The 14,442-nt window shown below is 61.6% G+C and carries 13 protein-coding genes; 5 read left to right on the top strand and 8 right to left on the bottom strand.

Translation table 11 applies throughout. The features are described 5' to 3' along the window. Positions 1-30 precede the first annotated feature (30 nt). The 4 genes from trkA to def all read right to left on the bottom strand — a co-directional run bounded on the left by trkA (position 31) and on the right by def (position 4,263). Positions 31-1,404 (bottom strand): Trk system potassium transporter TrkA, encoded by a 1,374-nt coding sequence (gene trkA / locus FXO12_RS18190; protein ID WP_054898867.1) that lies wholly within the window; start codon positions 1,402-1,404, stop codon positions 31-33. A gap of 22 nt (positions 1,405-1,426) precedes the next feature. Further along, positions 1,427-2,737: a 16S rRNA (cytosine(967)-C(5))-methyltransferase RsmB gene (rsmB, locus tag FXO12_RS18185; protein WP_057975197.1), complete on the bottom strand. Its 1,311-nt coding sequence runs from the start codon at positions 2,735-2,737 to the stop codon at positions 1,427-1,429. Beyond that, positions 2,734-3,687, bottom strand: a complete 954-nt coding sequence (fmt, locus tag FXO12_RS18180) for a methionyl-tRNA formyltransferase (RefSeq protein ID WP_057975196.1) — start codon at positions 3,685-3,687, stop codon at positions 2,734-2,736. The genes rsmB and fmt overlap by 4 nt, the downstream gene beginning before the upstream one ends. A 69-nt stretch (positions 3,688-3,756) precedes the next feature. Beyond that, positions 3,757-4,263 carry a peptide deformylase gene (gene def / locus FXO12_RS18175; protein WP_020301426.1) on the bottom strand — a complete coding sequence of 169 codons (507 nt, stop codon included), beginning with the start codon at positions 4,261-4,263 and terminating at the stop codon, positions 3,757-3,759. A gap of 135 nt (positions 4,264-4,398) precedes the next feature. On the opposite strand from def, the gene FXO12_RS18170 reads away from it, so the two are divergent. The 3 genes from FXO12_RS18170 to FXO12_RS18160 all read left to right on the top strand — a co-directional run bounded on the left by FXO12_RS18170 (position 4,399) and on the right by FXO12_RS18160 (position 6,974). Beyond that, complete coding sequence (locus tag FXO12_RS18170) at positions 4,399-5,175, top strand: hypothetical protein (RefSeq protein WP_034129195.1); 777 nt, start codon at positions 4,399-4,401, stop codon at positions 5,173-5,175. Positions 5,176-5,238: 63 nt separating this feature from the next. Further along, positions 5,239-6,342, top strand: a complete 1,104-nt coding sequence (dprA, locus tag FXO12_RS18165) for a DNA-processing protein DprA (RefSeq protein WP_054898864.1) — start codon at positions 5,239-5,241, stop codon at positions 6,340-6,342. A 74-nt stretch (positions 6,343-6,416) separates the two neighbouring features. Further along, positions 6,417-6,974, top strand: a complete 558-nt coding sequence (locus FXO12_RS18160; protein WP_034129197.1) for an L-threonylcarbamoyladenylate synthase — start codon at positions 6,417-6,419, stop codon at positions 6,972-6,974. 111 nt (positions 6,975-7,085) lie between these two features. On the opposite strand, the gene FXO12_RS18155 is transcribed toward FXO12_RS18160, so the two are convergent. Continuing rightward, positions 7,086-8,063, bottom strand: a complete 978-nt coding sequence (locus tag FXO12_RS18155) for a quinone oxidoreductase (protein ID WP_034129198.1) — start codon at positions 8,061-8,063, stop codon at positions 7,086-7,088. A gap of 178 nt (positions 8,064-8,241) precedes the next feature. Here FXO12_RS18155 and hemF point away from each other — a divergent pair, with 178 nt between their 5' ends. Both hemF and aroE read left to right on the top strand, forming a co-directional pair. Continuing rightward, positions 8,242-9,174, top strand: a complete 933-nt coding sequence (gene hemF, locus FXO12_RS18150) for an oxygen-dependent coproporphyrinogen oxidase (RefSeq protein ID WP_014716294.1) — start codon at positions 8,242-8,244, stop codon at positions 9,172-9,174. Beyond that, on the top strand, positions 9,174-9,992 hold the full coding sequence (gene aroE, locus FXO12_RS18145; protein ID WP_057975195.1) for a shikimate dehydrogenase: 819 nt from the start codon (positions 9,174-9,176) through the stop codon (positions 9,990-9,992). The genes hemF and aroE overlap by 1 nt, the downstream gene beginning before the upstream one ends. A 128-nt stretch (positions 9,993-10,120) precedes the next feature. Here the strand turns inward: aroE and FXO12_RS18140 are convergent, their stop codons facing one another. From FXO12_RS18140 to betC, 3 genes are all read right to left on the bottom strand, one after another. Next, on the bottom strand, positions 10,121-11,689 hold the full coding sequence (locus tag FXO12_RS18140; protein WP_060772788.1) for a SulP family inorganic anion transporter: 1,569 nt from the start codon (positions 11,687-11,689) through the stop codon (positions 10,121-10,123). A gap of 219 nt (positions 11,690-11,908) precedes the next feature. Beyond that, positions 11,909-12,823, bottom strand: coding sequence for a choline ABC transporter substrate-binding protein (gene choX, locus FXO12_RS18135; protein ID WP_057975194.1), 915 nt, complete (start codon positions 12,821-12,823; stop codon positions 11,909-11,911). Between the two features lie 18 nt (positions 12,824-12,841). Then, on the bottom strand, positions 12,842-14,356 hold the full coding sequence (gene betC, locus FXO12_RS18130; protein WP_057975193.1) for a choline-sulfatase: 1,515 nt from the start codon (positions 14,354-14,356) through the stop codon (positions 12,842-12,844). Positions 14,357-14,442: the final 86 nt, after the last annotated feature.

Genomic DNA, 14,442 nt, shown 5'->3' with positions numbered 1-14,442 from the left:
TGGCGGCGGCAGGCTCACACAATTTTTTAATCAGAAAAAACTCAGCCCCACGTGGAACAGCTTCTCAACATCGCGAATATATTTTTTATCCACAAGGAACAAAATCACGTGGTCTCCGGTGGCGATCACCGTATCGTCATGGGCAATGATCACTTCTTCATCGCGAATGATCGCGCCAATGGTGGTACCGGGCGGCAGGCCGATATCGCGGATCGCCTTGCCAATCACTTTGCTGGACTTGGAGTCACCGTGGGCAATCGCCTCGATGGCTTCCGCTGCGCCACGGCGCAACGAGTGCACGCTGACAATGTCGCCACGGCGCACGTGGGCGAGCAAGGTACCGATGGTCGCCAACTGCGGGCTGATGGCAATGTCGATATCGCCGCCCTGGATCAGGTCCACATAGGCCGGGTTGTTGATGATGGTCATCACCTTCTTCGCCCCCAGCCGCTTGGCCAGCAAGGACGACATGATATTGGCTTCGTCATCGTTGGTCAGGGCCAGGAAGATATCCGCGTCGGCGATGTTCTCTTCCATCAGGAGATCACGGTCCGAGGCGCTGCCTTGCAGTACGACAGTGCTGTCGAGGGTGTCGGACAAATGCCGACACCGCGTCGGGCTCATCTCGATGATCTTCACCTGATAGCGGCTTTCGATGGCTTCGGCCAAACGCTCGCCAATCTGCCCACCGCCGGCGATGACGATGCGTTTGTAGCTCTCGTCGAGCCTGCGCATTTCGCTCATGACCGCACGAATGTTCGCCTTGGCGGCGATGAAAAACACTTCGTCGTCAGCCTCGATCACCGTGTCGCCCTGGGGCAGGATCGGCCGGTCACGGCGGAAAATCGCGGCGACGCGGGTTTCCACGTTTGGCATGTGCTCACGCAGCTGGCGCAGTTGCTGGCCCACCAACGGCCCGCCGTAATAGGCCTTCACTGCCACCAGTTGCGCTTTGCCTTCGGCGAAGTCGATGACTTGCAACGCACCTGGAATTTCGATCAGGCGCTTGATGTAGTGGGTCACCACCTGTTCCGGGCTGATCAGTACGTCCACCGGAATGGCGTCGTTGTCGAACAACCCGGCGCGGGTCAGGTAAGCCGCTTCCCGCACCCGAGCGATCTTGGTCGGGGTATGGAACAGGGTGTGGGCGACCTGGCAGGCGACCATGTTGGTCTCGTCGCTGTTGGTCACAGCCACCAGCATGTCGGCATCGTCGGCACCGGCCTGACGCAGCACCGTCGGAAACGACGCGCGACCTTGCACCGTACGAATGTCCAGGCGGTCGCCCAGGTTGCGCAGGCGCTCGGCATCGGTGTCGACCACGGTGATGTCGTTGGCTTCACCGGCCAAATGTTCGGCCAGCGTGCCACCAACCTGCCCTGCTCCAAGGATGATGATTTTCATCCGGTCACTCCCTTAAAACCATTCAGCCGCGCGCGGCAGCGATCTTGATCAGTTTGGCGTAGTAGAAGCCATCGTGCCCGCCTTCCTGCGCGAGCAGTTGGCGACCGTGGGGCTGCTTGATACCGGCGCTAGTGGCGAGGTCCAGTTCGCGCGCGCCGCTGGTGCGGGCGAGGAAAGCTTGGATGACCTCGGTATTTTCGGTGGGCAGCGTGGAGCAGGTGGCGTAAAGCAGGATGCCGCCGACTTCCAGGGTTGGCCACAGCGCGTCGAGCAGTTCGCCTTGCAACACCGCCAGGGCGGCGATGTCGTCGGGCTGGCGGGTCAGCTTGATGTCCGGATGACGTCGGATCACGCCGGTGGCGGAGCAAGGAGCGTCCAGCAGGATGCGCTGGAATGGCTTGCCGTCCCACCAGGTGGCGGTGTCGCGGCCGTCGGCGGCGATCAGGTCGGCGTTGAGGCCCAGGCGTGCAAGGTTTTCCCGCACGCGCACCAGGCGCTTGGCCTCAAGGTCCACAGCCACCACACCGGCCAGGTCTTTTTCAACCTCAAGGATGTGACACGTCTTACCGCCTGGCGCGCAGCAGGCGTCGAGTACGCGCTGGCCTGGGGCCAAATCGAGCAGATCGGCAGCCAATTGCGCGGCCTCGTCCTGCACGCTGATCCAGCCTTCGGCAAAGCCCGGCAGGCTGCGTACATCGGCGGCGACTTCCAGCACGATACCGTCCGTGCTGTACACGCACGGGGTGGCGTTGATGGCCGCGCCGGCTAGTAATTGCAGGTATGCATCCCGGCTGTGGTGGCGACGGTTGACCCGCAGGATCATCGGCGGGTGCGCGTTGTTGGCCGCGCAGATAGCCTCCCATTGCTCGGGCCAAAAGGCCTTCAGGGATTTTTGCAGCCAGCGCGGGTGGGCGGTGCGCACCACCGGATCATGTTCCAGCTCGGCCAACAGCGTTTCGCTTTCACGCTGGGCGCGGCGCAGCACGGCATTGAGCAGGGCCTTGGCCCAGGGCTTTTTCAGCTTGTCGGCGCAACCGACGGTTTCACCGATAGCGGCGTGGGCCGGCACGCGGGTGTAGAGCAACTGGTAGAGGCCCACCAGCAACAGCGCCTCGACATCCGCGTCCACCGCTTTGAACGGTTTTTGCAGCAGCTTGGCGGCCAACGCAGACAACCGTGGCTGCCAACGGGCGGTGCCAAAGGCCAGGTCCTGGGTAAACCCGCGGTCGCGGTCTTCAACCTTATCCAACTGCGTCGGCAGGGAGCTGTTCAGCGAAGCCTTGCCATTGAGCACAGCGGCGAGAGCCTTGGCGGCGGCCAGACGTGGGTTCATTGAGTGACCACTCCAAGCGTGGTGCCCAGGGCGAATTTCTCACGACGACTGTTGAACAGATCGCTGAAGTTCAGCGCCTTGCCGCCGGGCAATTGCAGACGCGTCAGGCACAGCGCCTGTTCACCGCAAGCCACCAACAGGCCGTCTTTGCTGGCGCCGATGATCTCGCCGGGAGCACCTGCGCCATCAGCCAGGGTCGCGGCCAACACTTTCAAGGCTTCGCCGTTCAGGGTGCTGTGGCAGATCGGCCATGGGTTGAAGGCACGTACCAGGCGCTCCAGTTCCACGGCTGGGCGGCTCCAGTCGATGCGCGCTTCGTCCTTGTTCAGCTTGTGGGCGTAGGTGGCCAGGCTGTCGTCTTGGATTTCACCTTGCAGGGTGCCGGCAGCCAGGCCAGCGATGGCCTGGATCACGGCGGGCGGCCCCAGCTCAGCCAGGCGGTCGTGCAGGCTGCCGCCGGTGTCTTGGGCGGAGATCCGGGTGGTGACTTTGAGCAGCATCGGCCCGGTATCCAGGCCGGCTTCCATGCGCATCACGGTCACGCCGCTCTCTTGATCGCCCGCTTCAACGGCGCGCTGAATCGGCGCCGCACCGCGCCAGCGTGGCAGCAGTGAAGCATGACTGTTGATGCAACCCAGGCGCGGTATATCCAGCACAGCCTGAGGCAGGATCAAACCGTAAGCCACCACCACCAGCAGGTCCGGCTTCAGCGCGGCCAGTTCGGCCTGGGCGTCGGCGTTACGCAGGGTCGGCGGCTGCAGCACAGGAATGTTGTGCTCCAGCGCCAACTGCTTGACCGGACTCGGCATCAGTTTTTGCCCGCGACCGGCCGGGCGATCCGGCTGGGTGTACACCGCGACGATGTCATAAGGGCTGGCAAGCAGCGCCTTGAGGTGTTCGGCGGCAAATTCAGGAGTGCCGGCAAAAACAATTCGCAATGGCTCGGTCATGGGAGTTCTCGGTTAAAAGCGGTCACAAAAGAAAAAGGCTTGCCGCAGCAAGCCTTTGGAAGAAGGGCATCAAGCTTGCTGGCGATGCTTTTTTTCCAGCTTCTTCTTGATGCGGTCACGCTTGAGCGTGGACAGGTAATCGACAAACAGCTTGCCGTTGAGGTGGTCGCATTCATGCTGGATACACACCGCCAGCAGGCCTTCGGCAACCAGTTCGAAAGGCTTGCCGTCACGGTCCAGCGCCTTGATCTTCACGCGCAGCGGGCGTTCCACATTTTCGTAGAACTCCGGTACCGACAGGCAGCCTTCCTGGTATTCGCCCATCTCTTCGGTCAGCGGTTCGAACTCAGGGTTGATGTACACCCGAGGTTCGCTGCGATCTTCCGACAGGTCCATGACCACGACACGCAGATGCACGTTGACCTGGGTAGCGGCGAGGCCGATGCCCGGGGCTTCATACATTGTTTCAAACATGTCATCGACCAACTGACGAACCTTGTCGTCCACTACGGCCACCGGCTTGGCGATCGTGCGCAGGCGCGAGTCGGGAAATTCGAGGATGTTCAAAATAGCCATAAGCGTAATTGCTGCACATGTGAGGAAGAGACAAATCGGCGGTGGGATGGACCCATACGGCCGGTGTGAAACGCTCGGAAGCCGCGAAGGCCATGGCATTTCACGCGAACGCACATAATAAAGGAGATTCACCCCATGAGGAAATCGCTACTCGTCTTGCTGCTGTGGGCCCCGTTCGCCACGGCGTTGATTGCGCAACCCACTGAGCGCCTGGATCAGGCAGCGCAACAGGCCATCCAGCATTTTTTACTGCACAACCGTATTTTTGACTCGCCCGAGGACCTGGATAACGCGCCTTATATTATTGCGGCGCAAGGCGGGCGCGTGCTGGGTGCCAACGACGAGCGTGTGCATGCGCGCGGGCGTCTGGACCCGGCCCAGCCGAGCTACGGGATCTTTCGGCGAGGCAAGGCCTACACCGACCCCGTTACCCAGGAGTTACTCGGCATCAATGCCGACGACATCGGCACTGCGCGCTTTGTGCTTGCCGACAGCCTCACCACCCTCGCAGTGCAACGGGTGACCCAGGAAATCCGCCCAGGCGACCGCTTGTTGCGCGCCGAGCCTCCCGTTGCTTTGGCGAACCTGGAGCCGTGCAAACCTGCACCCTTGATTACAGGGCATATCATCGACATCCCCAAGGGCGTCACGCAGATTGGCGTGCTCGACGCTGTGACCCTGAACAAGGGCCGCCGCGATGGCCTGGTGGAGGGCCAACTGCTGACGGTGATCAAGGCTGGCGCCACCGTGCGAGACGCCCTCACCGGCACGCCCACGCCACTCCCGGATGAGCGAGCCGGCACCCTTCTGGTGTTTCGTACCTATGAAAAGCTCAGCTATGCCCTGGTGCTCAGTGCTTCACGGTCGCTAGCCGTGCAAGACCGTTTCGAGACGGCTGATCAAGCGCAATAAATAGCCTGCTAAATAAGTTACCAACAGAGTTATCCACAGCTTGTTCCGGTCAAGGATGATCATATGAATCCGATAAACAGTAGCGATATTTCCCCGGCAGAGCTGGAAGCCCGGCTACGCTTGCACAGGCTGCCAGAACTGGGGCCCAAGCGTTTTCACGTATTGATCGAAGCCTTTGGTTGCGCTTCCAAGGCCCTGAGTGCTCCCGCCAGCGCCTGGCATTCCCTCGGTTTGCCCGCCGTCAGTGCCGAGGCCCGACGTAGCCCCAAAGTCCGTGACGGTGCCAGTGAAGCGTTGGCCTGGCTGGGGCGCCCGGCCCAGCATTTGCTGATGTGGGACCAACCTGATTACCCGGCGTTGCTCGCGCAGATCGACGATGCGCCGCCGTTGTTATTCGTGGCGGGCGACCCCGGTATTCTGGAAAAACCACAGTTGGCCATGGTGGGAAGTCGGCGTGCCTCTCGCCCGGGCATGGACACGGCAGCGGCCTTTTCCCGTAGCCTGGCGAGCGCCGGTTTTGTCATCACCAGTGGGCTGGCGGTGGGCATTGACGGCGCGGCGCACCAGGCGGCATTGGACGTAGGCGGCCATACCATAGGCGTGCTCGGCACTGGCCTGGAAAATTTTTATCCACAGCGCCATCGCAGGCTCGCCGCGGCGATGATTGCCCAAGGCAGCGCCGTGGTTTCCGAGTTTCCGCTGGATGCAGCGCCCCAGGCCGGTAATTTCCCAAGGCGCAACCGGATTATCAGCGGGCTGTCGTTAGGCGTGCTGGTGGTGGAGGCCAGTATGGCCAGCGGCTCGCTGATCACCGCACGCCTGGCGGCGGAGCAAGGGCGCGAGGTGTACGCGATTCCGGGTTCCATCCACCACCCCGCCGCCAAGGGCTGTCATCAGCTGATCCGTGATGGCGCGGTGCTTGTGGAAACCATCGAGCACATTCTTGAAAGCCTGCGCGGTTGGCAGCGGTTGTCCCATGCTGCGCCGGTGCCCGTGATCCATCCGTTGGTGGCGCTGCTGCACGCGGCACCGCTTAGCAGCGAAGCCTTGGCGATTGCCAGCGGTCGGCCGTTGTCCCAAGTACTGGCCACCCTGACGGAACTGGAGTTGGAGGGCCAAGTGATTTGCGAAAGCGGGCGCTGGCTGGCGCGGTGCCCGCTTTTGTAATGGCCCGTTTTTGGCGCTAGGTTTTGTAACGAAGATCGGTAAACTGCCCAGAGCTTTAGTCCGGAGAGTAAACAATGGTCAACAGGTGGCGTGTGCTGGAAGCCGCACGGGAAATTCGCGCAGGCGCAGTGATCGCCTATCCGACCGAAGCGGTTTGGGGCCTGGGCTGCGACCCGTGGAACGAAGAAGCAGTGGATCGACTGTTGGCGATCAAGAACCGCTCGGTCGACAAAGGCCTGATCCTGGTGGCGGATAATATTCGTCAGTTCGACTTTCTGTTTGAAGATTTCCCGCAAACGTGGATCGAACGCATGGCCAGCACTTGGCCAGGGCCGAATACCTGGCTGGTGCCCCATCAAGACTTGCTGCCTGAATGGGTCACGGGTGTGCATGACACCGTAGCGCTGCGGGTCAGTGATCATCCGTTGGTGAGAGATTTGTGCGCCCAGGTCGGCCCGTTGATTTCCACCTCGGCCAACCCTCAGGGCCGCCCGGCGGCCCGCACGCGGCTTCGCGTAGAGCAGTATTTTCGCGGGCAAGTGGACTTGGTGTTGGGCGGCGCCCTGGGTGGGCGCAAGAACCCGAGCCTGATTCGGGACCTGGTGACGGGTGATGTGGTGCGCCCCTCGTAAGGTGCAGCTCGTTCCCACGCTCTGCGTGGGAACGCCGCATTGGACGCTCTGCGTCCGCTTGTGACGCAGAGCGTCACGGTATGCATTCCCATGCAGAGCGTGGGAACGATCTTAAGGCAGCAGAATGGTTGAGCCAGTCGTGCGCCGCGCCGACAACTCCGTCTGCGCTTTGGCCGCCTCCGCCAGCGGGTAGCGCTGGTTGATATCAATGCGCACCTTGCCGCTCTTGATCATCGAAAACAGATCGTCCGCCATCGCCTGCAAGTTTGCCGCACTGTTGGCGTAGGTCGCCAACGTTGGCCGGGTTACGTACAGCGAACCCTTCGCCGACAGAATCCCTAGGTTCACCCCATCCACCGCACCCGACGCATTGCCGAAGCTCACCACCAAACCCCGTGGCGCCACGCTGTCCAGTGAGGTCAGCCAGGTGTCCTTGCCGACGCCGTCGTACACCACCGGGCACTTCTTGCCGTCAGTCAGTTCCAGTACGCGTTGTGCGACATCTTCCTTGCTGTAGTCGATGGTTTCCCAAGCGCCTAGCGATTTGGCCAGGGCGGCTTTTTCCGGGGAACTGACCGTGCCGATCAACTTTACCCCCAGGGCCTTGGCCCATTGGCAGGCCAGGGAACCCACGCCCCCCGCAGCGGCGTGGAACAAAATGGTTTCACCGCCTTTGAGCTCATAGGTCTGGCGCAACAGGTATTGCACGGTCAGGCCTTTGAGCATGGCACCGGCGGCCTGTTCGAAGCTGATCTCATCCGGCAGGTGCACCAGGTTGGCCGCAGGCAACACATGCAGCTCGCTGTAGGCACCCAGCGGGCCGCTGCCGTAGGCCACGCGGTCGCCAACTTTGAATTGGCTGACTTCACTGCCCACCGCGTCCACCACGCCAGCGCCTTCCGCACCAAGGCCCGATGGCAGCGCGGGCGGCGCGTAGAGGCCACTGCGGAAGTAGGTGTCGATGAAGTTCAGGCCGATGGCCTCGTTGCGCACCCGAACCTGCTGTGGGCCAGGCTCCGCTGGCGTGTAGTCCACATATTCAAGTACTTCGGGGCCGCCATGGGCGCTGAACTGGATACGTTTGGCCATCTGCACTTCTCCTTGGGTTCGAATCTGCGTAGCCCCCTATCGGACTCCTAAGCTTGATCCTCGTCAACTGCTGCGCACCTAAGTGCAGTGGCATGTAGGCGCAGTGGTATCCTGTGCGCCCATTTGCCGCCGACGCCCCATGGGCCTCGCGTAGCTTTGCCCGATTCAAGGTGATGCCATGACTACCCGCACCGAGGCCGTTAAAGCCTACCTGCTTGACCTGCAAGACCGCATTTGCAGCGCCCTGGAAACCTTCGAGACGGACACTCGCTTTATCGAAGACGCCTGGACCCGGCCAGCCGGCGGTGGCGGTCGTACCCGTGTGATGGAAAACGGTTCGGTGATCGAAAAAGGCGGTGTCAACTTTTCCCACGTGTTTGGCAGCGGTCTGCCACCGTCTGCCAGTGCCCATCGCCCTGAACTGGCGGGCCGTGGGTTTGAGGCCCTGGGTGTGTCGCTGGTGATCCATCCGCATAACCCGCATGTACCGACTTCCCACGCCAATGTGCGGTTTTTCATCGCTGAAAAAGAAGGCGAAGAACCGGTGTGGTGGTTCGGTGGTGGCTTCGATCTCACCCCGTATTACGGCAATGAAGAAGACTGCATTCACTGGCACCGCGTGGCCGAGCAGGCCTGTGCACCGTTTGGCCCGGACGTGTACTCACGCTACAAGGCCTGGTGTGACACCTACTTCCACATCAAGCACCGCAACGAGCCCCGTGGCATCGGTGGCCTGTTCTTCGATGACTTGAACGAGTGGGGCTTTGACACCTGCTTCGCCTTCATCCGCGCCATCGGCGATGCCTACATCGATGCCTACCTGCCGATTGTGCAGCGTCGCAAGGCCATGGCGTACACCGAGCAACAACGCCAGTTCCAGGAGTTCCGCCGGGGCCGCTACGTTGAGTTCAACCTGGTCTATGACCGTGGCACCCTGTTCGGCCTGCAATCGGGCGGGCGTACGGAGTCGATCCTGATGTCGCTGCCACCTCAGGTACGCTGGAGCTACGACTGGAAGGCCGAAGCCGGCAGCGAAGAGGCGCGCCTCACCGACTACTTCCTGCAAGACCGTGACTGGCTCGGCGTTGCCGCGCCCAAGGCGGCGGTGTGATGGACCGTTATGTTGTGTTCGGCAACCCCATCGGCCATAGCAAATCGCCGCTGATTCATCGTCTGTTCGCTGCCCAGACCGGCGAACAACTGCACTACAGCACGATGCTCGCGCCGTTGGAGGACTTCACCGCCTGTGCCCGTGAGTTCTTCCAACACGGCCGTGGCGCCAACGTGACCGTGCCGTTCAAGGAAGAGGCCTATCGCTTGGCCAATACCCTGACCGAACGGGCGCAGCGCGCCGGCGCCGTAAACACTTTGAGCAAATTGGCTGACGGCACGTTGTTGGGCGACAACACCGACGGCGCGGGCCTGGTGCGCGACTTGACGGTCAATGCCGGGCTGAGCCTGCAAGGCAAACGCATCCTGTTGTTGGGCGCCGGTGGCGCGGTACGCGGTGCGCTGGAGCCGTTGCTGGCGCAGCAACCCTCGTCGTTGATCATCGCCAACCGCACCGTGGAAAAGGCCGAGCGACTGGCTGAGCTGTTCGATGACCTGGGCCCGGTGTCTGCCAGTGGTTTCGACTGGTTGCGGGAGCCGGTGGATGTGATCATCAATGCCACGTCGGCCAGCCTGTCAGGCGATGTACCGCCGATTGCCGGCAGCCTGATCGAGCCGGGCAAGACCTTCTGCTACGACATGATGTACGCCAAGGAACCCACCGCATTCTGCCGCTGGGCGAGCGAGCAAGGCGCGGCGGTGGCGATGGATGGCCTGGGCATGCTGGTGGAACAAGCGGCGGAAGCCTTCTTGCTGTGGCGCGGTGTGCGTCCGGATTCAGCGCCCGTACTGGCCGAACTGCGCCGGCAATTGGCCTGATCCCACACGCTGATGTGGGCACACTTAATGTGGGAGCTGGCTTGCATGCGATAGTAATAGGTCAGTTACCCATGTGCTGGCTGATCCACCGCTATCGCAGGCAAGCCAGCTCCCACAGTTGATCGGGTTTAATCTTCGAAATGGAGGGGGCAGTTATCCGGCCCCTCCAGCTTCATCAATTCCTCGACCACCTGCGGCCTGGCCCCACGCAACGTCAAGCTACGGCCCAACCCCGCCAACCGCCGCGCCTCCTGGTGCAGCATCTCCACCCCGGAATAGTCGATAAAGTTGATCTGCTGCGCCTCGATCACCACCCGCTCACCCTGCAGACGTTGCAGGCGCACTTGCAGGTAATGGCTGGCGCCAAAAAAGATCGAGCCGCCCACCCGCAACACATCCGCTTCACCGTCGCGCCAGTGTTGCACCCGTGGCTGCGAGGTGCGCTTGAGGTAGAAAAACAGCGACGCCAGTACCCCGGCATAGATCGCCGTTTGCAGCTCCAACAACAAGGTGGCGACACAGGTCAGGCTCATCACCACAAATTCGGCGCGGCTGACCCGGAACAGCGCACGAATGCCGCGGTGGTCCACCAGGCCCCAGCAGATCAGCAGGATACTCGCCGCCATGCTCGGGATCGGAATATGCGCAATCAACGCTGCGCCAAATAACGCAAATAACGCCACCCACAGCGCCGAAAACACCCCCGCCAATGGCGAACAGGCACCCGCCTCATAACTGAGGCCCGAGCGGGTGAACGATCCGGCTGACAGGTAGCCGGAAAAAAATCCGCCCACGATGTTGGATAAACCCTGGGCGCGTACTTCCTGGTTGGCGTCGAGCAGTTGTTGCGAGCGGGCGGACAGCGAACGGGCAATCGACAGGCTGGTCACCAACCCCAACATCCCCACCGCCACGGCACTGGGCAGCAGGCGCAGCACCAGACCCAGATCCATCGGCAACGGGCTGAACGGCGGCAGTTTGCCAATAAACGAACTGACCCGTGCCACATGCCCGAACATCGCCGGCCACAGCCATGCCGCCACGCTGCCCAACACCAAGGCGATCAACAGTGTCGGCCAGCGTGGCACCAGGTACTTGAGCAGCATACCTGCCAGCAACGTACCCAGCCCCAGGGCCAGGGACGCGTGGTCCCACTCGCCACGGTGGTCGATCAGCGCCAGCAGGCCATTGATAGCCGTGGCCTGGCTCGGTAAATCCAAGCCGAGCAGGTTGGGCAGTTGCCCCAAGGCGATCACTACGGCGGCGCCCAGGGTGAATCCCAGCACCACCGAATGGGAGACAAAGTTCACCAACGCGCCGAAGCGCAGCAGGCCGAGCAACCACTGGAACACCCCGGCGAGGAAGGTCAGCAACAGGATGAGGGTGATGTAGTCCTGGGAGCCTGGCACGGCCAATGGGCTGATGCTGGCGTAAAGCACGATGGAGATGGCGGCCGTGGGCCCGCAGATCAGGTGCCAGGACGAGCCCCACAGGCAGGCGATCAATACCGGGATGATGGCGGCGTAGAGCCCGTATTCGGGAGGGAGACCGGCGATCAGTGCGTAGGCAATCGACTGCGGCAGCGCAAGCACAGCGCCGCTGAGGCCGACGATGGCATCCCGGCCGACGCTGGCGCGGGTTTGGCGCGGCAGCCAGCGCAGGAAGGGCAAAAGTGTATGGCGGTTGGGCCGGGGCATCGCAGGCTCGGGTAAAGGGTTTTGGCAAGAGTATCAATGCATGGGTACTTGTGGGAGCTGGCTTGCCTGCGATGCTGGCGCCTCGGTGTGACAGGCATACCGGGGTGATGCTATCGCAGGCAAGCCAGCTCCCACAGGGTCGCCGGCAAGCGTCAGAGGGATCGTTCCCACGCTCTGCGTGGGAATGCTGCTCGGGACGCTCTGCGTCCGATTTTAACGTCAGAGTTTGGCTTTTACCGCTGGCAACGCCTCCTGGCCATCCAGGGTTTTCACGCCCTCCAACCACTGGTCCAACACTGCCGGGTTGGCCTTGATCCACGCCTTCGCCGCCTGCGCATTGCTGACCTTGTTGTTGGCCACGTCAGCCATGATGCTGTTCTCCATGGGCTGGGTAAAACTCAGGTTGGTCAGCAGTTTTCCGATATTGGGGCACGCTTGTGCGTAACCCTTGCGGGTCAAGGTATAGACGCTGCCGGAGGCACCAAAGTACTGCTCGCCGCCCTTGAGGTAGCGCATTTTCAGTTGCACGTTCATCGGGTGCGGGGTCCAGCCGAGAAAGGTGATAAAACGCTGTTTTTTCACCGCTCGCGAGACCTCTGCGAGCATCGCCTGTTCGCTTGACTCGATCAGCTTCCACTGCCCAAGGTCGAAATCATTCTTCTTGATGATCTCCTGCAGCGAGATATTGGCTGGCGCGCCGGAGCCAATGCCGTAGATCTTCTTGTCGAACTTGTCGGCAAATTTATTCAGGTCGGCAAAGTCATGCACCCCGGCGTCCCACACATAGTCCGGCACGGCGAGGGTGAACTCGGTGCCATCCAGGTTCTTCGCCAGTTGCACCACATCGCCATTGGCCACGAACTTGTCGTAGAAGCCTTGCTGCGCCGGCATCCAGTTGCCGAGGAAGACATCCACCTGGCCGTCCTTGAGCCCGCCGAAGGTAATCGGCACCGCCAAGGTGTCGACCTTGGGTTGATAGCCCATGCCCGTCAGCAAGAAACTGGTGATAGCGTTGGTGGCGGCAATATCGCTCCAGCCTGGGTCGGCCATCTTTACCGTTTCGCAGCGCGTGTCTGCGTACACCTGGGCGCTGCTGAGCATCACCAAACTCAGTACCACGTTCAACTTTTGCATGGCCTTCCCTCTGTCTACTTATTGGTTTTGGCAGGGTTGTGGAAAACGTGCTTTGCGCTCCAGGTCATCAAGGTCGATATGGTTGCGCATGTACTGCTGACTGGCGTCTACCAGTGGCTGGTGATCCCAGCTCTTGAGCTTGCCATGGGTCAGCGCATCAAACACCAGGCGGCGACGGCGTTGGCTGGCGAGCACCTGTTGATGGATCGCCGGGATATCCCATTTAGCCCGCGCTTCACGCAAGAACGCCTCGAACAATGGCCGATGTTCAGCTGACTGGCTGAGGTTTTCCTGCTCGCTCGGGTCGTTGTGCACATCGAACAATAGGCAAGGATCGTCCTCGCTGTAGATGAATTTGTAGGCGCCCCGGCGAATCATCATCAATGGGCTGACGGTGCCTTCGGCCATGTATTCGCCAAACACTTCGTCATGCCCGCCCTGCCCCTGCAAGTGCGGGACCAGTGAGCGGCCGTCCAGCGGCAAGTGCGGGTCCAGTTCCCCGCCGGCCAATTCCACCAGGGTGGGCAACAAGTCGGCGGTCGACACGGCCTGGGTGACGCGGCCAGCGGCGAACTGCCCCGGCGCACTGATCAGCAGCGGCACGCGGGCGGCCATTTCAAACCAGTGCATTTTGTACCAGAGGCCGCGCTCGCCAAGCATGTCGCCGTGGTCGCCAGAGAAAATGATCAGGGTGTCGTCGGCCAGGCCGGTGTCTTCCAGGGTCTGCAGCAGCTTGCCGACGTTGCTGTCGATGTAGCTGCAGGCACCGAAGTAGGCGCGGCGGGCGTCGCGGATCTTATCCACAGGCAGCGGTTTGTCCCACAAGTCATAAACCTTGAGCAGCCGCTGGGAATGCGGGTCGAGGTCGGCCTGGGGCGGCGTCGCGGGCATTGGGATGTCGGTGTCTGCGTACAAGTCCCAGAACAGCTTGGGAATGGTGTAAGGGTCGTGGGGATGGGTCATCGACACCGTCAGGCAAAATGGCTGGTCACCTTCCTCACGGATATGGTCGAACAGATATTGCTGGGCTTTGAACACCACCTCTTCGTCGAAATCCAGCTGGTTGGTGCGCACGCACGGTCCGGCTTGCAGCACCGAGGACATGTTGTGATACCAGGTAGGTCGTACGTCTGGCTCATCCCAGTTCACTGCCCAGCCGTAGTCGGCGGGATAGATGTCGCTGGTCAGGCGCTCCTCATAGCCGTGCAACTGGTCGGGGCCGCAGAAGTGCATCTTGCCCGACAGCGCGGTGCGGTAGCCGAGGCGGCGCAAGTAGTGGGCATAGGTCGGCACATCGGCGGGGAAATCGGCGGCGTTGTCGTAGGCGCCGATCTTGCTCGGCAACTGGCCGCTGACCAAGGTGAAGCGCGACGGTGCGCACAGCGGGCTGTTGCAATAGGCGGCGTCGAACACCACGCCTTGTGCCGCCAGGCGGCTGAGGTTGGGCAGCTTGATCGGGGAAGGCCCGTAGAACGGCAGCATCGGCGCGGCCATCTGATCGGCCATGATGAAAAGAATGTTCTTGCGCTTCATGGTTTCTCGGCATTCCATAGGCAGTGTTTATGCCAATGAGCATGCGGCCCATGAATTATGGGGTAAAGCCCATGAGCAGCAATGAC

It is taken from the genome of Pseudomonas sp. J380 (assembly GCF_009827115.1).
Classification (GTDB): Bacteria; Pseudomonadota; Gammaproteobacteria; order Pseudomonadales; family Pseudomonadaceae; genus Aquipseudomonas; species Aquipseudomonas paracarnis.
The sequence above is the reverse complement of the archived record's forward strand: the minus strand, read 5'-3'. Positions and strand labels throughout refer to the sequence as shown.

Bases quoted from the DNA above. Each gene is read 5' to 3' on its own strand.
- trkA (WP_054898867.1), bottom strand. From the start codon at position 1,404: ATGAAAATCATCATCCTTGGAGCAGGGCAGGTTGGTGGCACGCTGGCC.
- rsmB (WP_057975197.1), bottom strand. From the start codon at position 2,737: ATGAACCCACGTCTGGCCGCCGCCAAGGCTCTCGCCGCTGTGCTCAAT.
- fmt (WP_057975196.1), bottom strand. From the start codon at position 3,687: ATGACCGAGCCATTGCGAATTGTTTTTGCCGGCACTCCTGAATTTGCC.
- def (WP_020301426.1), bottom strand. From the start codon at position 4,263: ATGGCTATTTTGAACATCCTCGAATTTCCCGACTCGCGCCTGCGCACG.
- FXO12_RS18170 (WP_034129195.1), top strand. From the start codon at position 4,399: ATGAGGAAATCGCTACTCGTCTTGCTGCTGTGGGCCCCGTTCGCCACG.
- dprA (WP_054898864.1), top strand. From the start codon at position 5,239: ATGAATCCGATAAACAGTAGCGATATTTCCCCGGCAGAGCTGGAAGCC.
- FXO12_RS18160 (WP_034129197.1), top strand. From the start codon at position 6,417: ATGGTCAACAGGTGGCGTGTGCTGGAAGCCGCACGGGAAATTCGCGCA.
- FXO12_RS18155 (WP_034129198.1), bottom strand. From the start codon at position 8,063: ATGGCCAAACGTATCCAGTTCAGCGCCCATGGCGGCCCCGAAGTACTT.
- hemF (WP_014716294.1), top strand. From the start codon at position 8,242: ATGACTACCCGCACCGAGGCCGTTAAAGCCTACCTGCTTGACCTGCAA.
- aroE (WP_057975195.1), top strand. From the start codon at position 9,174: ATGGACCGTTATGTTGTGTTCGGCAACCCCATCGGCCATAGCAAATCG.
- FXO12_RS18140 (WP_060772788.1), bottom strand. From the start codon at position 11,689: ATGCCCCGGCCCAACCGCCATACACTTTTGCCCTTCCTGCGCTGGCTG.
- choX (WP_057975194.1), bottom strand. From the start codon at position 12,823: ATGCAAAAGTTGAACGTGGTACTGAGTTTGGTGATGCTCAGCAGCGCC.
- betC (WP_057975193.1), bottom strand. From the start codon at position 14,356: ATGAAGCGCAAGAACATTCTTTTCATCATGGCCGATCAGATGGCCGCG.